The sequence below is a fragment of the Desulfobulbus rhabdoformis genome, from assembly GCF_016919065.1.
Classification (GTDB): Bacteria; Desulfobacterota; Desulfobulbia; order Desulfobulbales; family Desulfobulbaceae; genus Desulfobulbus; species Desulfobulbus rhabdoformis.
This window is the reverse complement of sequence record NZ_JAFFQA010000008.1, coordinates 124,757-143,844: the sequence shown is the minus strand read 5'-3', so window position 1 is coordinate 143,844 and position 19,088 is coordinate 124,757. Positions and strand designations below refer to the sequence as shown.

19 protein-coding genes are annotated in these 19,088 nt (G+C 49.4%); 12 read left to right on the top strand and 7 right to left on the bottom strand.

What is annotated here, in order from left to right:
* Positions 1-203 precede the first annotated feature (203 nt).
* From alr to JWJ90_RS06395, 3 genes are all read right to left on the bottom strand, one after another.
* A complete protein-coding gene (gene alr, locus JWJ90_RS06405) occupies positions 204-1,343 on the bottom strand; it encodes an alanine racemase (protein WP_240194780.1) in 1,140 nt (379 codons plus the stop codon).
* Entirely contained in the window at positions 1,333-1,782 is a 450-nt protein-coding gene (locus JWJ90_RS06400; protein WP_205226371.1) for a hypothetical protein, read from the bottom strand. Before JWJ90_RS06400 ends, alr begins: the two co-directional genes overlap by 11 nt.
* Before the next feature lie 102 nt (positions 1,783-1,884).
* Complete coding sequence (locus JWJ90_RS06395) at positions 1,885-2,070, bottom strand: indolepyruvate ferredoxin oxidoreductase subunit alpha (RefSeq protein WP_205226370.1); 186 nt, start codon at positions 2,068-2,070, stop codon at positions 1,885-1,887.
* A gap of 311 nt (positions 2,071-2,381) precedes the next feature.
* On the opposite strand from JWJ90_RS06395, the gene JWJ90_RS06390 reads away from it, so the two are divergent.
* Positions 2,382-2,726 (top strand): hypothetical protein, encoded by a 345-nt coding sequence (locus JWJ90_RS06390; RefSeq protein ID WP_205226369.1) that lies wholly within the window; start codon positions 2,382-2,384, stop codon positions 2,724-2,726.
* 280 nt (positions 2,727-3,006) lie between these two features.
* Here JWJ90_RS06390 and JWJ90_RS06385 read toward each other — a convergent pair whose 3' ends face one another.
* On the bottom strand, positions 3,007-3,288 hold the full coding sequence (locus JWJ90_RS06385; RefSeq protein WP_205226368.1) for a hypothetical protein: 282 nt from the start codon (positions 3,286-3,288) through the stop codon (positions 3,007-3,009).
* 72 nt (positions 3,289-3,360) lie between these two features.
* Here JWJ90_RS06385 and JWJ90_RS06380 point away from each other — a divergent pair, with 72 nt between their 5' ends.
* The 11 genes from JWJ90_RS06380 (at position 3,361) to JWJ90_RS06330 (ending at position 15,492) form a co-directional block, all read left to right on the top strand.
* Positions 3,361-4,188 (top strand): DUF2156 domain-containing protein, encoded by an 828-nt coding sequence (locus JWJ90_RS06380; protein WP_240194779.1) that lies wholly within the window; start codon positions 3,361-3,363, stop codon positions 4,186-4,188.
* A gap of 12 nt (positions 4,189-4,200) precedes the next feature.
* On the top strand, positions 4,201-4,827 hold the full coding sequence (locus JWJ90_RS06375; protein ID WP_205226366.1) for a LysE family translocator: 627 nt from the start codon (positions 4,201-4,203) through the stop codon (positions 4,825-4,827).
* 272 nt (positions 4,828-5,099) lie between these two features.
* Complete coding sequence (locus JWJ90_RS06370; RefSeq protein WP_205226365.1) at positions 5,100-5,927, top strand: SIR2 family NAD-dependent protein deacylase; 828 nt, start codon at positions 5,100-5,102, stop codon at positions 5,925-5,927.
* A 283-nt stretch (positions 5,928-6,210) separates the two neighbouring features.
* A complete protein-coding gene (gene pdxH / locus JWJ90_RS06365) occupies positions 6,211-6,849 on the top strand; it encodes a pyridoxamine 5'-phosphate oxidase (protein WP_205226364.1) in 639 nt (212 codons plus the stop codon).
* A 42-nt stretch (positions 6,850-6,891) separates the two neighbouring features.
* Entirely contained in the window at positions 6,892-8,745 is a 1,854-nt protein-coding gene (locus tag JWJ90_RS06360; RefSeq protein WP_205226363.1) for a hypothetical protein, read from the top strand.
* 7 nt (positions 8,746-8,752) lie between these two features.
* A complete protein-coding gene (locus tag JWJ90_RS06355) occupies positions 8,753-10,180 on the top strand; it encodes an FAD-binding oxidoreductase (protein WP_205226362.1) in 1,428 nt (475 codons plus the stop codon).
* The gene (locus tag JWJ90_RS06350; RefSeq protein WP_205226361.1) at positions 10,177-11,439 is read left to right on the top strand and encodes a (Fe-S)-binding protein; all 1,263 of its coding nucleotides are present in this window, start codon (positions 10,177-10,179) and stop codon (positions 11,437-11,439) included. The genes JWJ90_RS06355 and JWJ90_RS06350 overlap by 4 nt, the downstream gene beginning before the upstream one ends.
* Entirely contained in the window at positions 11,423-12,649 is a 1,227-nt protein-coding gene (locus JWJ90_RS06345) for a lactate racemase domain-containing protein (RefSeq protein ID WP_205226360.1), read from the top strand. The genes JWJ90_RS06350 and JWJ90_RS06345 overlap by 17 nt, the downstream gene beginning before the upstream one ends.
* Positions 12,650-12,790: 141 nt before the next feature.
* Positions 12,791-14,143, top strand: coding sequence for a cytochrome c biogenesis protein ResB (locus tag JWJ90_RS06340; protein WP_205226359.1), 1,353 nt, complete (start codon positions 12,791-12,793; stop codon positions 14,141-14,143).
* A 44-nt stretch (positions 14,144-14,187) separates the two neighbouring features.
* Positions 14,188-15,036 (top strand): c-type cytochrome biogenesis protein CcsB, encoded by an 849-nt coding sequence (gene ccsB / locus JWJ90_RS06335; RefSeq protein ID WP_205226358.1) that lies wholly within the window; start codon positions 14,188-14,190, stop codon positions 15,034-15,036.
* 60 nt (positions 15,037-15,096) lie between these two features.
* Complete coding sequence (locus JWJ90_RS06330; RefSeq protein WP_205226357.1) at positions 15,097-15,492, top strand: cytochrome c3 family protein; 396 nt, start codon at positions 15,097-15,099, stop codon at positions 15,490-15,492.
* A 163-nt stretch (positions 15,493-15,655) separates the two neighbouring features.
* Here the strand turns inward: JWJ90_RS06330 and glyS are convergent, their stop codons facing one another.
* The 3 genes from glyS to JWJ90_RS06315 all read right to left on the bottom strand — a co-directional run bounded on the left by glyS (position 15,656) and on the right by JWJ90_RS06315 (position 19,079).
* Positions 15,656-17,731 carry a glycine--tRNA ligase subunit beta gene (gene glyS / locus JWJ90_RS06325; protein ID WP_205226356.1) on the bottom strand — a complete coding sequence of 692 codons (2,076 nt, stop codon included), beginning with the start codon at positions 17,729-17,731 and terminating at the stop codon, positions 15,656-15,658.
* Positions 17,732-17,813: 82 nt separating this feature from the next.
* Positions 17,814-18,515 carry a GTP cyclohydrolase I FolE2 gene (locus JWJ90_RS06320; protein ID WP_205226355.1) on the bottom strand — a complete coding sequence of 234 codons (702 nt, stop codon included), beginning with the start codon at positions 18,513-18,515 and terminating at the stop codon, positions 17,814-17,816.
* A gap of 207 nt (positions 18,516-18,722) precedes the next feature.
* Positions 18,723-19,079 (bottom strand): response regulator, encoded by a 357-nt coding sequence (locus tag JWJ90_RS06315; protein WP_205226354.1) that lies wholly within the window; start codon positions 19,077-19,079, stop codon positions 18,723-18,725.
* Between the last annotated feature and the right edge of the window lie 9 nt (positions 19,080-19,088).

Sequence of the window (19,088 nt, the reverse complement as noted above, 5' to 3'; positions counted from 1 at the left end):
GTGATGTATCAGGTTTCATGATATCCACGAAGCCGTATGAACTCATTATTGGATTAGCTTCGTTGTTTGTAATACGCCGACTTTTTGTTCAGTACTCAGCCGCTACCATTGCCTGCAACATACCGATACAGTGTACTTTAATCGGCACGGCACAAACTTTGAGACTGACGCACCGATGAATGCTCACGGATTCAGCCCAAATATTAGTCGACAAGTTTTCGATCGTTGAGATTGCCAAAGAGGCAGAGCACCTCATAATTGATGGTCTCCATCCAGGTGGCAATATCATCTGCGGTAATCTCTGCATCCCCTTGCTTTCCAAGAAGGACAACCTCATCTCCAACGTGCACGGAGCCGACATCGGTCACATCGACAAGGGTCAGATTCATGGAGATTCGGCCAACGACAGGCGCTCGTTGCCCGTTTACCAACACCTGGGCACGGTTTGACAAAATACGCAGATACCCATCTTCATAGCCAACCGGAAGCACCGCGATGGTCGTTGGTCGGGTCGTTGTAAAGAGGTGGCCATATCCTAAACCATGTCCCCTTGGAACCTCTCGAACCTGGATGACCTGCGTGCTAAAACGCATGGCGGGCTGCAACAGTGGAGCAGATGCATTGCCACGCCCCTGGTCCCCGTCGGGATAATACCCGTAGAGGGAGATTCCAGGCCGGACCATGTTGAGCTGGGCGCCGGCAACATAAAATAATCCACCGGAATTGGCAAGATGGAGGCAGCACTTCCGGCGTTGAACCGTGTCGAGTTTATCCGTTGTCTCTGTAAAAGTTGCGAGCACCTTGCTTGAGTTGTCAGAGCTTGGATCATCTGCCATGGGAAAATGTGCCATGACACCTGCAAGCTGGAGATGGTCCGTTTGCTCGAGGATTTCAACTACCTGCGCGAAATCTTTGGGTAAAATACCCTGCCTTCCCATGCCGGCATCAAGTTTGAGATGCACCGCTACTGTTTTCTGGTACTTACCGGCTAACCGTGAGAGTTCCGGGAAGAGTGCCTTATCGACAACCACCGGAGTAAGATCATAAGTAATGATGGTCTCAAGGGTTTGGGGAATGACACCTGCCAGCACGAAAATGGGTTCGGTGAATCCCGCCTCTCGCAAGCGGACGCCTTCAACCACCTCGGCAACACCAAAGGCGGCCACGCCCTCTTTGGCAAAGATTCGGGCACAATCCAGGAGCCCATGACCATAGGCATCAGCCTTGACCAGGGGAAGCAAAGGTGCCCCCTGCGCCAGCTCTTTGCAAAGACGAAAATTATGGAGCAGTGCGCTGCGGCTGATGGTTATTTGGTTGAGAGAATGTATGGTGTTAGTGTTCATGAAAGTTTCTCAGTGTATACCACTGGCCCCAGCCCAGTCGACTGGAAAAACACAGTGCCCAGCCAACGGCACAGTAAAGCGCCCCTACCCACTGACCAGGGTGTCCCAGGTGGCGTAAAATCATACCCGCTCCCATCATCATGGCGACCATGAGCCAACTTTTCCAGGAATAAATGGCGCCAAGACAGGTCCCATCCTGAAAACGGATGATGCGATCGATGGATTTCCGTGCCACCTTATCAAGAATAAACAGGGATTTGAGCGTTCCAATAACCAGTGCGAGAATGATCAGTATCAAGCGGTGTCCCTGGTGCATCCAGCCGATGCCGCGAAGCATCAGCATACAGCCGATGACGGTCCATAAAAATGGCGCAGCAAAAAGATGCACCGAGCGCGGAACACCGGGTTTAACGATTCGGGTGAATTTACGTAGCGTCATGAGAAAGAGCAAACAACAGAGGCCGATTCGGTTGCCTAAAACAAATCAAGCCCATCCCCGTAAAGGGATGGGCTTGTAAACCAACCGAATGTTCTGATAGAATCAGATTTCGGTAACAGTGATGGCACCTTCAGGGCAAACCTCTACACAGGTCTCGCAGCCCAGGCACTCGTCGCCGTTAACCGGCTCTGCTTTACCATCCTGCATCTCGAAAACCTGTGCGGGGCAAGCGTTTACACACTCTTCATCACCAGTACATTTGTCTTTATCTACAACGATTTCCCACATGGCACTACCTCCAAAAAGAATGGATAAATGAATAAAAACTCGAAACACGATGTTGTTACAACCCCGGGGACGAGGCAAACAATACGTAAGAATCGATTTTTTTTAAAAGACCGGTCAACCTTTGTCAAGATAAAAGATATCCGGGTTGCATCCCACAAATCTGTGGTTACGTTTGAAAATTATTGATTTTCAGCCTGATAATTTTTTCATAACAACCCATTAATCACATGCCGATTCATTTTTTCATATGCTTGTGGATAAATCATGGGTAAGAAGAACCGGATTTTCATGAACCCTTGAAGGAGATTTGTATGGCAAAGAAACTGACCCCAAAGAAGAATAACACCTACTCAGCGGAAAAAGGTGAACTGGCCATGATAGAAGGGATCATCGAGGGCAGCCCCGATGCTGTGGGCGTTGCTGTTATTCGCTACGACTGTGGCTGCCGAAAAATGGCAGCGGTGAATAAATCAGGTGAACCGGCCAGTGAAATCATCATGTACCGTGACCACGCCGAATCGATCTGCGATCAGTGCAAAGAGGATAATGGCAGTTACATGCGGATGATCAAACAGTTCATTTATTGGAACACTCCTGAGCCAGACGAGTACACCAAAAAAATGATTATCGACAAAGTACTGGGAACGGAACAGTAATCAGAATCCGTGACGGCGGGTGCTCATAGTTCGATGTATCTTTTTAAGAATACAATGATTTTCAAACAACCATACTGACGTCCGTTAAATGCTCACGGACTTGGGAGTTAACTTCCGGTTTACAGGGAGAAAGCAGAAATACATTTATTTTATTCCAGTGTTTATCATGTTGCAGGGTTGCTCAACTCCATGATCATGTCTAAGGTAGACCATGTTCCAGCCCCGAATCCGTGACGGCGGGTGATTGCCATCCACCAGATTATTTCGAATAAATCAGGTTTTATGGATAAGCATCGTTCTTATTCGGTTTCCCCGTCGCCCCTTTGGGACATCCATCGGCACACACCTTCCTTGTTTGCAACACGTCGATAAAGTGTACATTAATCGGCATGTTGCAAGCGAGGGAACTGACACACCAATGAATGCTCACGGATTCAGACTGAGTTTTACCTACTCTTGCAATCTCTTCAAGTCCCTTGGCAAAAGCCTGTTCTCTGCCAAGAATCTCTGAGGTGAACTTGCAGGTTATCTTGCAACAACCTGCCATTTTCTTGCTTTTCATTCTTCGTCCATGTTTCCAGCCTATCCAAACACCTCTGAAATACGCTTAGAACACCGTCCGTTTTTGCACCCCATGTTTCATGCATTGCATGACGGTATATCCGAGTTTACCTTTGCTAACATTTATCTATTCCGGCAGAGTCATAACTATCGGTTGACTCAGGTGGCCGATGGCACCCTTGTGCTGCTGGGGAGAGATGATGATATCCCCTTTTTCATGCTGCCCTTTGCTCTTCCTGAGCCGAAAATTTTGGCACAACTCTTTGAAGATCAAGGCATGATGAAGGCTGCATCGGCTAGTCAGCAGCAACAGCTTGTTGACCTGGGCTACCGTGTACTGCCCGATAGGGATAACTTTGATTATCTCTATAACCGCCAGGATCTGGCCGTACTGCGCGGTCGCAACTACCATAAAAAACGTAATCTGGTAAAGGCCTTTATCACCAACCATAATTACGAGGCCCGCCCCCTGCGCGAAGAGTATGTCGATGACGCCATCAAGGTGCTTGACCAGTGGCGGGCAAATCTTGGCCGCGATGGCGATTACGCAGCTGCCCGTGAAGCGCTTGAGCTTATTGATGAGCTTGTGCTCTGCGGCGGTATTTACTATGTTGACAAAAAACCTGTAGCCTATGCCCTTGGAGAAGAGCTCGGCAACGTGGCCAGCTACCTGATTCATTTTGAAAAGGCTGTCACCGGCTATAAAGGTTTGTATCAGTTTATCAATAAATCTTTTGCCTCGGTGCTTCCCGAGGATTACGAAACCATAAATCGTGAGCAGGACCTGGGGGACCAGGGACTGCGTCAGGCAAAGTTAAGCTATAAACCAGCTGGTTTTATAGAAAAATTTAAAGTGTATCCCATGGATACCGGCGGCCCCTCTGACACATCAGGGCTGTAGTGGAGTGCCTGCATGTTTGCGTTGACTGAGCTTGCGTTGTTTGTCTCTGCCTCCCTGTTACTCGCCCTGGCTCCAGGACCGGACAATATCTTTGTGCTGACGCAATCGGCAGTAAAAGGTCGCCTGGTTGGCCTTGTGGTGACCTTAGGTCTTTGTACCGGGCTCCTTGTCCATACTTCCCTTGTCGCCTTTGGCGTAGCAGCCATATTTCAGGCTTCCGCCACGGCTTTTACCCTGCTGAAATGTGCAGGTGCTGCCTATCTGCTCTATCTGGCCTGGGGGGCATTTCGTGCCGGAGCCGAGTCGCTGGAGGACCGGACACAGCAGGAAACCAGTCTTTTTCGCTACTACCTTCGGGGTATTATCATGAATGTAACCAACCCCAAGGTTTCTATTTTTTTTCTCGCCTTTCTCCCCCAATTCACCCACCCTGACCGTGGTCACCTGACCGTGCAAATCGCCCTGCTGGGGAGTGTATTTATCTGTTGTGCATTTCTTGTTTTTGGTGCCATCAGTTTTCTTGCTGCACACCTGGGGCAGTGGTTGCGACAATCCGCCTCGGCACAAAAATGGTTAAACAAGACGGCCGGATCCATCTTTACCCTGCTCGCCCTCAAGCTGGCAACGGCTACCCGTTAAGCTTCCCCTTTCTTTCTCAGGTATTCAGGCGGCTCGAAACACTTTTACAATCAAGCCTACAGAATCAATTCAACCTTGTTCCGTAAGTGAATACGGCTATGAGCCATAACTGTAGTTGCGAACAGCAGGATCAAGCCCCTTTTTTCATTTTTCTGAAATAGGGCTTGAAAAAGAATCTGTTCTTGACTTAGGTGCTCTATTCAGAATGACTAAGTTTTATCTGCTGGATATTGCAACGGAAAGATGACTGAGTCCTGAACACGGGAGCATGCATGGAAACAAGCCAAAAGCAGCTGTTGCAGCGTATTGCAAAAGGAGCGGGGAAAATCACGGTACTCACCGGGGCCGGAATATCTGCAGAAAGCGGTATTCCAACCTTTCGTGGACCTGAAGGATACTGGACCGTTGGCTCGGAGGTCTACCATCCCCAGGAGATGGCCACCTTTCAAATGTTTAGCCAGATACCTGAGGAGGTATGGAAGTGGTACCTCTATCGTATGGGCGTTTGCAAAGGTGCTCGCCCCAACGACGGCCATAAAGCGCTGGTCGATATGGAAAATGTTTTCAAAGATCGATTCGCGCTTATCACCCAAAATATAGATGGGTTGCATCTGAGTGCAGGCAATTCCCTTCAGCGCACCTATCAAATTCATGGCAATGTATTTCATATGCGTTGCGCACTGGAATGCAGCGAAGAGGTCTATCCCATACCCGAGACAGTCTCTCCAAAAACAAAAGAAGAGCAGCTCACTGCTCAGGATATACAGGCCTTACGTTGCCCGCTTTGCGGAGCCCGTACCCGGCCGCATGTTCTTCTTTTCGATGAAAGTTACAACGAGCACCATTACCATTTCTACAGTTCAATGGCCTTGGCCCAGGAAACTGCGCTTCTGATTATTGTTGGAACAGCTGGAGCAACCAACCTGCCCAATCAGGTAGCACGGGAAGTGTATCGTAACAATGGGATCATTGTTGATATCAACATTGAGGCCAACCCCTTCTCAGAGCTTGCCCAACAAAGCCAGCAGGGATTCTTTATCCAACAGCCCAGCGCCACAGCCCTTCCGGAATTGCTGGATATTCTCACCGAGGGGCAATGAGCTTTGTCCTGCATCCGTGGTAGCTGGTGGGAATTGAACAACCTGTCATTCTGAATCGGTCATTATTTTTCAGAAATTTATGTTTCATCCAGTTCCCCCGCTGTCACAGACTCAGGGGCTCTGCAGATGTTGACCTGATTTAAAACGGTTCTTACAGTTGGGAGGCTATTATTTTTTTGGGAATCTTGAATAATTGCTTTTTCTGCCAATCTCGCGAAGTCTGGCGCTTACCTGATCTTGATTGAAAAATCTCATTATTCAAGACACCCTTTTGGAGTAGAGTATGGATATTCAAGGATTCCGCAAAGATTATAAAAAACCGGTATTGAGCCGTAAAACCCTGGCCGTTGACCCTTTTTCCCAATTTGAGCACTGGTTTAAGGATGCATGCGCAGCTGAGCTTCTCGAGCCCAACGCCATGACCCTTTCCACTGTCAATAAAGATGGACAACCATCTTCACGTACAGTGCTCTTAAAATTTTTTGACCAAAACGGCTTTGTCTTCTACACCAACTACAAAAGTCGCAAGGCAGGGGAAATTGCTGAAAACAATCGTGTTGCCCTGCTTTTCCCCTGGATCAAGATTGCTCGGCAAGTGGCTATCACCGGAATAGCAGAAGAAGTCAGCGCTGCGGAGTCTGCCCGCTATTTTTCATCCCGCCCACGGGAAAGTCAGTTGGGGGCGTGGATATCCCGTCAGAGTTCTGTGCTTTCTTCTAGGCAGATGCTGATGCTCGAATTCGAAAAAATTAAAAAGAAATTTCTTGAGGGAGAAATCCCTTTACCCGATTTTTGGGGTGGGTATCGTGTTCGACCACAGACGGTTGAGTTTTGGCAAGGGCAGACCAGCCGCCTTCACGACCGTTTCCTTTATACGCTTGATTCTGATGGGCAATGGTCGCTTGAGCGCCTTGCGCCCTGACCTGCAGGGTGTCTTGAATAATTTAAACCAAGGATAAGGACTATGCGTTTTCTGATCATCTTGATTGTGCTGTTTTCCTTTACAGGTGGAGGCTTTGCTGAAACCAAGCCCATTGATACTGCAAAAAACAAGCAGGTCACCCTTGCTGAAGAGCATAGGAAGGGCAGCGCTAAGATTGCGATTAACCCCATATCTACGGTTGATGATCAAGTCGTTCAAGAGTTGAAAACTGAAAACGCAGTTGAGGATATTCAACCTGAGGCAACCGAACCAATACAGATTGAGTCTGTATTGACCAAGGGGGACAGCCAGAAATCGGGGCAAAAGGCCGATGAAACCCTGCAGATGCTTTCCTCATTGGTTGAATTGCAGAAAAACCTCAAGATGCAGATTGCCACCATCAATGCGCGCATTGAAAAGAGTTCCTCGGTCTCCGAGCAGGAGACCCTTAAGGAAGAACTTAAAAATCTTGATAAACAGCTTAACGAAACCGGAATTGATTTTGAACGATTAGCAACCGGAGTCGACTCCAGCGCTTTTTCCAACAAGACTGAGGCAAAATTCAGTTGGAAAGAGGAAGTCGCCACCCTGCTTGAGCCCAGTATTAAAGAACTCAAAGCATTGACTGCCAAGGCCAGGCAAAAGTCCGATCTTAAAGATACAATCAACACCTACCAGGAGCAGGCCAAAACGGCCAAGGCGGCAATTGCCCATCTTAGCGGGCTCATAGAGGAAGCAAAAACCCCGGAGATAAAAAATTATCTGAGTGAACTGCTGCCTGCCTGGGAAAACATGGACAAACGAGTCAATGGTAAACTCGATCTTGCCCAAAAGGAGCTCAACAAACTTGAGGCAAACGACGTCTCATTTATCCAGAGTTCCAGTGACTCCGTCCGCAACTTTTTCCGCGAACGAGGCTTGTATCTGCTGCTGGCCTTTGGGGCTTTTATCGTCATCTTCATCGCTTTTCGCCTGTTTGCGCGTTTCATCCTCACCGTTTTACCAGGGGCTCGCAAAGAACAGCGTCCGGTCCATGTTCGTTTTACTGAACTCTTTTTACAGGCGTTTTCCATTATCTTCGCCATTTCAGGGTTTATCCTTGTACTCTACATGGCTGAGGACTGGTTTCTTTTAAGCGCCACCATTATCTTTGCCCTTGGACTGATCTGGGCTGTACGTCAAACCCTGCCCAAGATGTGGCAACAGGTTCGCCTGATGTTGAACATGGGCTCGGTTCGAGAAGGTGAGCGAATTATTTATCAGAGTGTCCCCTGGCGGGTTGAATCAATTAACCTGTTTTGCAAACTCTCCAATCCGACCCTGAAAGTGCAGTTACGTCTCCCCATTGAGACCTTGATAGGCCAGATTTCCCGACCGTATGAAGAACATGAGCCATGGTTCCCCTGTGAGGAAGGTGATTGGGTCGCGATAGAGGGCAAGAATAACGCCAAGGTGGTGAGTCTGACCCATGAGATGGTCGAGGTTGTGGAACTCGGTGGCCGCAAAATCGTTTATTCGACGGCTGAATTTATGGGGCTTTCTCCTGCGAACCTGTCCACCAACTTTTTTGTTCGTGTGGTCTTTGGCCTTTCCTATGACCTGCAAAAGGAAATTACCTCCACGGTTTTGGAAAAACTCAACGCCTACATGCAGCAAAAATTTGAAGAGGCAGGGTTTGCCCAAAATTGCCTCAGTCTCAGCGTCGATTTTCTTCAGGCAGGCGCATCGTCACTTGATGTGGTGATCTTTGCCAATATGAAGGGGGACCAAGCACCGATCATCGGTCGCATTGAACGCTCTATTTCCCGGTGGTGTGTTGAATGCTCGAATCAAAACAACTGGGAAATTCCATTCCCGCAGCTCTCTGTGCATCTGCCGGAAAATACAGACGAGTAGAGATTTCATGCTCAACCAAGATATTCTCGATAAACTTGAGAAGATTGTGGGGTCAAGTCGGGTCTCCTGGCAGCAGGTTGACCTCGTCACTCACTCCTTTGACGCTACCCAGCGTCAATGTATGCCTGATGTGGTGGTCCATCCTACCACCACGCAGGAGGTGAGCCAGATTGTCAAACTGGCCAACGAGGAAAAGATCCCCATCCTGCCCAGGGGTGCCGGATCAGGCTTTACCGGGGGGAGCCTGCCTGTACGCGGCGGCATCGTTTTGGTGCTGACCCGCATGAATCGCATCATCGAAATTGACACCGATAACCTGGTTGCTGTGGTCGAGCCTGGGGTGGTAACAGCTCACCTGCAACGTAAGGTTGAGCAGTTAGGCCTTTTTTACCCTCCAGACCCTGCCTCGAAGGATTTCTCGACCCTTGGCGGTAATGTTGCCGAGTGTGCCGGGGGGCCAAGGTGCGTCAAATACGGTGTGACCCGAGATTATGTCATGGGGTTGACCGTGGTTACGCCCACCGGGGATATCATCCAAACCGGTGGCCGTGCCATCAAGAATGTAGTGGGCTATGATCTGACCCGGCTGATTGTCGGCGCCGAAGGGACCCTTGGTGTTGTCACCGAAATTATCCTACGCCTAATCCCTCAACCGGAGGCCCGCAAGACCATGCTGGTCGCCTTTACCTCGATCGAAGGAGCTGCAGAGGGAGTTTCGACCATTATTCGGGGGAAAGTTATCCCGACTACTCTTGAATTCATTGATAATTCAGCGTTGAGCTGTATCCGCCAGGCTGGTGGCGATCTCGGCTTGCCCGAACACACCCAGGCAGTTCTTATTATCGAGGTTGATGGGGCCTCCGATCAGCTTGATCCCCAGGTCGCACGGATAGAGGAACTGCTTGCCCCCTTGGGCGTATTGGAGATCCGAGTAGCAGCAACCCAGGAAGAATCTGAGGCAATCTGGAAGGTGCGTCGAGCCATCAGCCCAAGCCTGCGTCAGCTTAACCCCCATAAATTCAACGAGGATATTGTCGTTCCTCGCTCACGGGTTCCGGAGATGATCCGCGCCCTGGAAAAAATTTCCGCACATTATAATGTTCCCATTGTCAATTTTGGTCATGCCGGGGATGGCAACATCCACGTCAACGTAATGGTGAATCTCGATGAACAGGGGATGCGTGAAACCGTGGAGAAGGTGCTCAAAGAAATTTTTGAAACTACTGTTGCCCTTCAGGGATCAGTGAGTGGCGAACATGGGATAGGTACGGCAAAACAGCCCTATATCGCCATCGAACTCAGCCCTGAAACTCTGGGGACCATGCGCGCCATAAAGAAAGCTCTTGATCCGCATAATATCATGAACCCAGGTAAAATCTTTCCAGAGTTGAACCCGGAGTCCCCTCTGCCTTTATTGGAAAATTCCGCAGTATGAGTAACCAGAAAGATCTTGAAGAATACGCGCACGTCCTCCAACAATGTGTTCGCTGTGGAGCCTGTCAGGCCCATTGCCCTGTTTACAGTGAAACAGGCAGGGAAGGCTCTGTAGCACGCGGCAAGATCGTTCTCGCCGCCTCCGTACTGAGTGGTCAGGTAGTGCTTGATGAGCGGTTGCAAGAGGATATGGGGCTCTGCCTGCTCTGTGGCTCCTGTGTTACCCATTGCCCCAACCAGGTTCCCACGGATAAAATTGTCGGGGCCCTGCGAAGAAAAATAACCGACCAACATGGACTTTCTTCTGTGGGCAAAAAGGTGGCAAAGGTTACGGGGTCCAAGTCACTCATGAAGACCCTGATTAAAGGAGCCGAATTTCTCTCTCCCCTGCTCTTTAAAAAGATCCCTGAATCCAGTGGGCTGCGACTTCGCTTCTCCCCTGAAATACTCAAAGGCAGGAGTTTGCCGCCTCTTGCCGAACGCACCCTCTTTGACCGGGTTCCAGAGTTTCTCGAAGGAGATCCGGAAAAGGGGATAGTCACGGTTTTTGCCGGTTGTGCTCTCAGTTATATCTATCCCCAGTGGGGCGAACTTTTAATACGGATTCCGCATAGACTGGGGTTCTCCGTGTATTTTCCCAAAAAACAGGGCTGTTGCGGTATGCCCGCGCTCTCTTCAGGAAACTCCGCATTAATCTCCAAACTCAGTGAAACCAACATTGGGGCCCTGAACAAAAAAAAGAGTTCTGTCATTCTCACTGGTTGTGCATCCTGTCGCGGGATGCTTGCTGGTCATTATGCGGAAAAATCAGGTTCCCCGTTTGACTCAAAAATTCTTGATATCCATCAGTTCCTGGTAGCAAACGGAGTTGATAAAATACTTGCCGCGCTTCCTCAAAAAAAGCAGACAACCAGAATAACCTACCACGATCCCTGCCATTTACGTAGCGAGGGAATAACCAGGGAGCCACGTGCCCTCCTTCAGGCTTTGCCCCAGGCAGACTATGTTGAGATGGAAGGAGCCGGTCTCTGTTGTGGACTTGGGGGGACCTTTACCGCTCATCACCCTGACTTAAGCCGTATGATCGGGGATAAAAAAAGCAGCGGTCTGAAAAAAACAGGAGCAACGATTGTGGCTTCCAGTTGCCCTGGGTGTATTCTCCAGTTGCAGGATATTATTGACCGTAATGGCTTGCAAATGCAGGCGCTGCATACCCTTGAGCTCATAGACCAGGCCCTCACCGATGAACAACAAAGTTAATCTTTGCTTTGGAGAGGGGACGGTCCCTTTTGACGTATCGCTGCAGACACGGTTTCTCGACCCGCATGAGCCCGAAAACAAGGTCGATTTGGGTCGGTTGAGCCTTGAGCTGAGAGCGCTTTTGCCCTCTTCCCTGCCCCCTGGACCTGTTGCCATCGTGGTGGCCGATAAAACCAGGCTCTGTGGCTATCCCAGGATTCTTCCCTGGCTCATTGACCTCTTGCTTTCCTGTGGCATCAGCGGCAAACAAATCTGCTTCTATATCAGCTACGGCACTCATATTCGCCAAAGCGAGGAGGAATCCCTGGCCTGTTACGGTGAAACGTACCGGCAATTTCACTTTGTGCACCATGAAAGCGAGGATCGGGGACAATTTGTCACCTTAGGCACCACAAAAAGAAAGACACCGATCCGCATTCGGCGCGATCTCCTGCAAGCAGGATTCATCATTACCGTAGGGGCCATCTCTCACCATTACTTTGCCGGATTTGGCGGCGGAAGAAAATTGCTTTTCCCCGGTCTTGCTGAAAGGGAGGCTATATGGGCAAATCATCGGCTTTTCCTTGATTCCAGCATTCAGGGGCTGGCTCCCGGTTGTACCTCAGGCCAACTCTTGGGCAATCCTCTTGCTGAAGACCTCAAAGAAATAGATGAGGCTCTGCCGCACTATATCTCTATCCATGGACTTCTCGGCAGTGACGGCCAGGTGGTAGACTATCGTTGTGGTCGATCCTACACGGATTTTCTCGATGTCTGTAAAATCCATGATCACCACTTTCGCTTGCCCAACGATAAAAAATATTCGTTGGTGCTTGCATCTGCAGGTGGATTTCCCAAGGATATTAATTTTATCCAATCCCATAAGGCGATCAACAATGCTGCAGGCTTTGTCGAAGACGGAGGCCACCTCATTGTTCTGGCCCAATGCCGTGACGGGATCGGCTCCACTACCTTTCTCCCTTACTTTGCTCTGGGAGGGGCCAAAAGGGCCTTTGCGGAGCTTGAAAAATGTTACTCTGGAAACGGAGGCACAGCCCTTTCGATGATGGCAAAAACCCGTCGCATCCGTATAAGTCTGCTCAGCGATCTCTCCTCGGAACTCTGCCGGCAAATAGGAGTCAGTTCAATATCAACTGATCAGGCACAGGCGGCTCTGTTACATGATAACAACGCAGCAATAATCAAAAACAGTTCCATGCTCATCTGTTAAACCAGACCACAAAGTGGTAGGGTAAAAGATTCTTGCCAGTTTCATGGACTCATGCTAAGGAAATCACATTCAAATCCTTTATGATCAACCGAAGCGATCAACTCGCTCCCGGCCCGTCATTTAACAACTCACCTCGTGATCATGCGCAAAAAAAATGGTTTTGTCAGCCTGTTCGCCTCAGTGCAACTGGCCCTCTTCCTCCTCTTTATTCTTGCAGCAACCTCCATCATCGGGACCATCATTCCTCAAAATCAAAGCCACGGCTTTTACGTGCAGCAGTTTGGGGAAAAGACTGCACAGTTTTTTGGGCTTCTTGATATTGCTGATATGTACAATTCATGGTGGTTTCTGAGCCTGCTGGGCCTTTTTGCCCTGAACCTCATTGTCTGCAGCCTTGAGCGAATACCCCTGGTTTTTCGAATCCTTGGCCGAGATATGGGCATGACGTCCCCAGAGCAGTTGGCCCAAATGCCCCTGAAACATGCATACACCCGTTTAAGTACTGTTGATGCAGCTGAACAGGAGGTGATGCAATTTTTTCGCTCGCTTGGATTTAAAGCGCAAAAAGTTGAAAAGGACGAAAGCTCTCTTTATGTTGCCCAGAAAGGTGGCTGGAGTCGTTTTGGCGTTTATGTGGTGCATTGCTCGATCCTCATTGTGCTCTTGGGCGCTGTTATAGGCTCATCCACCATTGCCGAAAAAATTCTTCATAACCCGACCTTTGCCTTTAAAGGAGCAATGATGCTCCCCGAGGGGCAGGCCTCGGGTCATATCAACGCTTTCAAAGGTGGCCAGCATATCGATCTTGACTTCCAACTTTTCTGCAAGGACTTCACCATCGAATACTATCCCAATGGTATGCCGAAAACCTATCGCACGGAGGTGGGTATTATCGAAGAAGGCAGAGAAGTCCGGCATGCGATAATAGAGGTCAACAAACCACTCACCTACAAGGGCGTCACTTTCTACCAGTCAAGTTACCAACCCTTTCAGAACTACCTTGTTCAAATCAAACGGGCAGCAGACGGACTTGCCACCAGTTCCAAGATTGGCGTTGCCAGGGAGGTTCTTTGGAGCGAGGCCGGGGTCAGATATGGTATTATCAATCGGGAAAACCGAGGAGAGGTAACAAGACAGCTTAAAATCTGGTTTTCGGATGGTCAGGGGAAGGCTTCCATTTTCTGGTTGCAGCCCGGGCAGGAGGCGAAAATCAAGCGTCCAGACGCGACCTATATTTTGAAGGTTGAACAGGCGTACGCCACAGGTTTACAGGCAACTAAAGACCCTGGAGTTGGGCTTGTGTATAGCGGCTGCATACTCATGCTTGTAGGACTCTATGTGGCATTTTTTCTCTCACATCGGCGTCTCTATGGTTCCATCCAGGCCACAGGCTCCGAGTGTCACATACTTTTGGCTGGCGATGCCAATAAAAACAAGGTAGGTTTTGAAAGGAAATTTACTGAGCGTATCAAGCGTTTAGAGCAACTTTCCTGAACAAGCCCACCTTACCTTCGTCCATTTCTGCTTACGGATTATCTATGGAGAGTTCCCTGTTCTTTGGCCTGGCCATGATCGCCTATATTCTGGCCGCAGCTTTTTATCTGGGCCTGTTTCTTTTTAAAAACGATAAGGTTGGTCTCATCGGTATGCTCTTTGCCGCAGGTGGCGTGATTGTTCAAACAATCGCACTGGGCATGCGCTGGCACGAGTCTTACCAAATTGGTGCCGGGCATGCTCCCTTGACCAATATGTATGAGTCGCTCGTCTTTTTCGCCTGGTGTACCACTCTTTTTTACCTTGGGCTTGAATACCGCTTCAAGGCACGCATCATGGGGGCCTTTGTCATGCCCTGCGTTGCCGTGGCCATGGCCTACGCCTCACTCTCGGCCCGTATTGATGACACCATCAGCCCGCTTATCCCCGCACTTCAGTCCAATTGGCTTATTGCCCATGTTGTCACCTGTTTTATCGGCTACGGTGCATTTGCCGTGGCAGGGGGCCTGGGCATGATGTATTTGCTGAAAAGCGCAAGTCGGAACAAGCAAGAGAACTTATCGATATTAGGCTCATTACCTGAGCTCAAAATCATTGACGATTTAACGCATAAGACTATTATTTTTGGATTCATGTGGCTCTCGGCGGGCATTATCACCGGGGCTATCTGGGCCAATGAGGCCTGGGGAACCTACTGGAGTTGGGATCCAAAGGAGACCTGGTCTATTATTACCTGGTTTGTTTACGCGTTGACCCTGCATGCGCGCTTTACCCGTGGTTGGCAGGGTCGTCGCATAGCCTGGTTGGCTATCGTAGGTTTTCTTGCCGTTTTCTTTACCTATTTTGGCGTTAACTTCTTTTTATCGGGTCTACATAGTTATGGATCGGTCTGATCGGTTGAAACAACGATGTCCTATCCTGTCTCATTCACTTCACTCTGAAGGAGGTATTCAATGAAAAAGATTATTTTTGGTGTTTCCCTTATTGCCTTTTGCTGTGCGCCCTGTCTCTTGGCCACTGCAATGGCAGCCGATAAAGGGCCTGCTGAAATCACCCTGGAATCAACCATTGATGGTAATGCAAAACCCAAACCCGCCTTTTTACCCCACGGGGAACATCAGTCACGGCTGGAATGCGGCACCTGTCATCACGGTAAAGATGCTGACGGCAAACAGGTTGCCTATGTGGAGGGACAAAAAGTTGAAAAATGTGAAAGCTGTCACAACACCGGTGAGGCAGCTATGTCAGCAAAGCTCAACACTTTCAAGAAGGCAGCCCACAAAAAATGTACAACCTGTCACCGGAAAATTGACAAGAAGCTCGCAAGCTGTAAAACCTGCCATAAATGATCTGATTTTTCAGGTGGTGGGGATATAGACACTCTGCAAATATGATTGCAAGTGCAACTTCATGTAATCAAAGAGCATTGTCCCCTGCCCCACCCAAAAAAAATAGCTGCCCACAAAAATGTGAGCAGCTATTTTTTTTAGCTTATGAATATGTCGACCGGGCTTATTCAACATGCATTCGAGAAATATCTCCCACAGAGAGGACCAGCTCACCAAGTCCGGTCAACAGATTAAGACGATTCTGACGAATCGCATCCTCTTTGGCCATAACCATAACCTGATCAAAAAATTGGTCGACCGGTTCTTTCATCTCAAGTAAGGCCAAGAGGGCCTTGCAGTATTCTTTCTCTTCAATGAGCGGTTGCGCCTGCGCCTTGACCTCAGTGAAGGCGGCGTACAGTGACTTTTCTGCTGGCTCGCTCAGTAACGCTTCATCAATTGTTGTTTCCGCATTCTCTTTGATGATGTTACGGATACGCTTAAAGGAACCGGCGAGGACAGCAAAACTTTCCTGGGAGCGGATCTGCTCCAGTGCTTCGATACGCTGAATACAGTCCATCATATCGTCAAAGCCCACCGAGGTGGCTGCTTCAACCAATTCCTGTGGCAAGCCGGCTGCGACCTGGTCGTTTTCAAAACGCAGGCGAATGAAATCCATCACCTCAAGGACGGTTGCCTCATCGTTTGCAACAACACCTGCGTAGCCTTCCAGCGCGGCAGTTGCCATGTCTTGTAATGAAAAGGCTATTTTCAACCCCTTAATGATGCTGATCAGGCCAATCGCCTGACGCCTGAGGCCAAAGGCGTCTTTATTCCCCGTAGGTTTCTCGCCAATGGCAAAACAGCCGACCAGCGTATCCAGCCGGTCTGCAATGCCAACCAGAGCACCGAGCAACGAGGAGGGCACGGCGCCACCGGCGCGTACCGGCAGATAATGTTCTTGAATGGCCAGGGCGATCTCGGCTTTTTCGCCATCATTTTCTGCATAAACCCGCCCCATAATGCCCTGAAGCGAGGGAAACTCCCCAACCATCTGACTCAGCAGGTCAGCTTTGGCCAGGGTGGCAACCTTTTTCGCGTCTTCTTCAAGCTCAGGGGCGATGAGCCGTGCCAGGGTGGCCGAAAGTGCAACCATACGCTCGCTTTTGGCAAGCATGGTGCCAAGTTTATTTTGAAATACAATGCCTTTCAGTTCAGGACAGAGCGATGCCAGCGGCTGTTTTTTATCTTCATTAAAAAAGAACAGACCATCTTCCAGGCGAGCCCGCAACACACGCTGGTGACCACTTGCCGCCAACTCAATATCATCAATTTTGGTGTTATTGACTGCAACAAACAGAGGGAGCAGCTTGCCGTCGCTCCCAGCAACAGGAAAATATTTCTGGTGCTCCCGCATGGAAGTGACCAGGGTTTCATCGGGGAGCTGGAGAAATTTTTCATCAAAACGGCCACAGACCCCATAAGGATATTCTACCAGGTTGGTGACCGTATCCAGCAGTCCCTCGTGGAGAATTGCGGCTGCACCGTCTATATGAGCATGCTCTTTCACCGCACGTTTGACCTCTGCAATGACCATCTCCCGACGTTCTTTGGGATCGGCTATAACAGAGTGAGAGCGGAGCAACTCCAAATACCCTTTTGCATCGGTGAGTTCAAAGGTATTGGGTGAGAGAAAGCGATGACCACGTGAGGTGTTGCCGCAGCTCACCCCCTCGACCTCGACCGGCAAGACCTCTCCATCATAGAGCGGAGCCAGCCACTGAATCGGGCGGGCAAAGGTAATTGCGTAGTCAGACCACTTCATTGATTTAGGAAAAACCAACTCACGAATAAGCGACTCCAGCATGGCAGGCAGCAGTGCTTTGGTCTCCTGCCCCTGCACATCCTCAACGACCATCAAATACTCGCCTTTGGGGGTCTCCACAACCTGCAGTTGGGCAGGATCGCATCCCTTAGAGCGTGCGAAGCCAATGGCGGCCTTGGTTGGATTACCGTCGTCATCGTAGCCAGCTTTTTTCGATGGCCCGATATGCTCCTGACTCCGGTCAGCCTGTCTGGCCTGCAGATCCTCAATAATAAGAGTCAACCGACGCGGGGTTCCATAGGTGCGAATGGCACCATAGGTGAGCTCCAGCGCCCCAAGTTTCTTGGCGGATTGTTCTGCCAGGGTATTCAGGGCCGGCTGGATATACCCAGCAGGGATTTCTTCTGTTCCTATTTCAAAAAGAAGTTCACTCATCGCAGTCTGTTGGTGTTGAGATGGTTAAGCGTAGAGGCAACCTGTGAAGGTGCGTACCGTATATAAAATAAGTGGTTAACGATTAATGGGGCCACTGGGACACAGCAAATGCTGAATACCCGTTGGCACTATTTTTCACAACAACTTTGTACCATTGAAAGGCTCCACTGGCTAGCAGGACATCAGAGATTTGCAAACAAAGTGACTCAACCGTTTCTTTTTCAAGTGATCGTGAGGCCACCGCATTCTCGACGAGCGCGATGAGATCTTCAATCCAGAGAAAGGATTTCATTCGCACCGAAACCGTCATCATGCCCCAATGCCCAGTGAGTCCGTTTTGGCTCACATGGTGCTCCCCGGTGAAGGCTAAAGGCACGTCGACTTCAACCTGGAGATCGAGTTTGCCGTCTAAAGAGCCGTGTAAGCGACAGTCATAACGTCGTAGGGACCGTGGAGCATCTGAAGAGTTTTCTTGAAAAAAATAAGGAAAATCCATTTCCAGGTGTGCTGCCTCTGCATCAAGGCGGCGTTTCATTTCTTCAAGGATGGACTGAAATGTCTTGAGGTTGAAATCTCCATGAAATTGATTAAGAATTTCCACAAACCGGCTCATATGCGTTCCCTTGAACTGGTGAGGGAGATTCACATACATGTTAACCTTGGCGATGGTTGACTGCGTCCGTTTGGACTTGTCCAAGACCGTAATGGGGTAGGTTATGGTTTTAACGCCAACTTTACGAATATCTATTCGTCGGGAGTCAGCTGAGCTTTGGATATCTTTCATAGTATAAAACGGCTTGAATAACCTACCGGTTGTGTCACCTAAAGGGGGAGAACCTGCAAACAGCGCACTTACGCGAGGCTATCCGCAAACGTCCGGGACAGTTACCTTAAATCCGTAACGGCGGTAGTCACGGATTTAAGATACAGAAATCACAATTGAAAAAAAAAGCCCCCTGACAGGGGGCATTGGGGAGGCCAGAATCTGTCCTTACCCCAGGTATTGACGAACGGTTGCCTTGAGTTCATCCATGTTGGCCGATTTAACCACATAAGCCTCAGAGGCCCAGCTGCCAAAATCCTGTTTATACTCCTGATAGGCAGAACTGAGTATAATAGGGAGATCACCTTTGATCTCCTTCATCTGGCGCAGCACTTCAATCCCGTTCATCTCTGGCATGTTGATATCAAGCACGACAAGATCCGGTGGATTTTCTGCGAATTTCGCCAAAGCCTCCTGACCGTTATAGGCCGAGTCGACGATATATCCTTCGTCTTCAAATTCCTCCCTGTAGAGCAATTGAATAGACTCTTCGTCGTCGACTAAAAGGATACGTTTACTTTCCACAGACACCTC

Bases quoted from the DNA above. Each gene is read 5' to 3' on its own strand.
- JWJ90_RS06400 (WP_205226371.1), bottom strand. From the start codon at position 1,782: ATGACGCTACGTAAATTCACCCGAATCGTTAAACCCGGTGTTCCGCGC.
- glyS (WP_205226356.1), bottom strand. From the start codon at position 17,731: ATGAGTGAACTTCTTTTTGAAATAGGAACAGAAGAAATCCCTGCTGGG.
- pdxH (WP_205226364.1), top strand. From the start codon at position 6,211: ATGGATATTCAAGGATTCCGCAAAGATTATAAAAAACCGGTATTGAGC.
- JWJ90_RS06355 (WP_205226362.1), top strand. From the start codon at position 8,753: ATGCTCAACCAAGATATTCTCGATAAACTTGAGAAGATTGTGGGGTCA.
- JWJ90_RS06330 (WP_205226357.1), top strand. From the start codon at position 15,097: ATGAAAAAGATTATTTTTGGTGTTTCCCTTATTGCCTTTTGCTGTGCG.
- JWJ90_RS06345 (WP_205226360.1), top strand. From the start codon at position 11,423: ATGAACAACAAAGTTAATCTTTGCTTTGGAGAGGGGACGGTCCCTTTT.
- JWJ90_RS06385 (WP_205226368.1), bottom strand. From the start codon at position 3,288: ATGAAAAGCAAGAAAATGGCAGGTTGTTGCAAGATAACCTGCAAGTTC.
- JWJ90_RS06390 (WP_205226369.1), top strand. From the start codon at position 2,382: ATGGCAAAGAAACTGACCCCAAAGAAGAATAACACCTACTCAGCGGAA.
- JWJ90_RS06350 (WP_205226361.1), top strand. From the start codon at position 10,177: ATGAGTAACCAGAAAGATCTTGAAGAATACGCGCACGTCCTCCAACAA.
- JWJ90_RS06370 (WP_205226365.1), top strand. From the start codon at position 5,100: ATGGAAACAAGCCAAAAGCAGCTGTTGCAGCGTATTGCAAAAGGAGCG.
- JWJ90_RS06380 (WP_240194779.1), top strand. From the start codon at position 3,361: ATGTTTCATGCATTGCATGACGGTATATCCGAGTTTACCTTTGCTAAC.
- JWJ90_RS06375 (WP_205226366.1), top strand. From the start codon at position 4,201: ATGTTTGCGTTGACTGAGCTTGCGTTGTTTGTCTCTGCCTCCCTGTTA.
- JWJ90_RS06360 (WP_205226363.1), top strand. From the start codon at position 6,892: ATGCGTTTTCTGATCATCTTGATTGTGCTGTTTTCCTTTACAGGTGGA.
- JWJ90_RS06340 (WP_205226359.1), top strand. From the start codon at position 12,791: ATGCGCAAAAAAAATGGTTTTGTCAGCCTGTTCGCCTCAGTGCAACTG.
- alr (WP_240194780.1), bottom strand. From the start codon at position 1,343: ATGAACACTAACACCATACATTCTCTCAACCAAATAACCATCAGCCGC.
- ccsB (WP_205226358.1), top strand. From the start codon at position 14,188: ATGGAGAGTTCCCTGTTCTTTGGCCTGGCCATGATCGCCTATATTCTG.
- JWJ90_RS06395 (WP_205226370.1), bottom strand. From the start codon at position 2,070: ATGTGGGAAATCGTTGTAGATAAAGACAAATGTACTGGTGATGAAGAG.
- JWJ90_RS06320 (WP_205226355.1), bottom strand. From the start codon at position 18,515: ATGAAAGATATCCAAAGCTCAGCTGACTCCCGACGAATAGATATTCGT.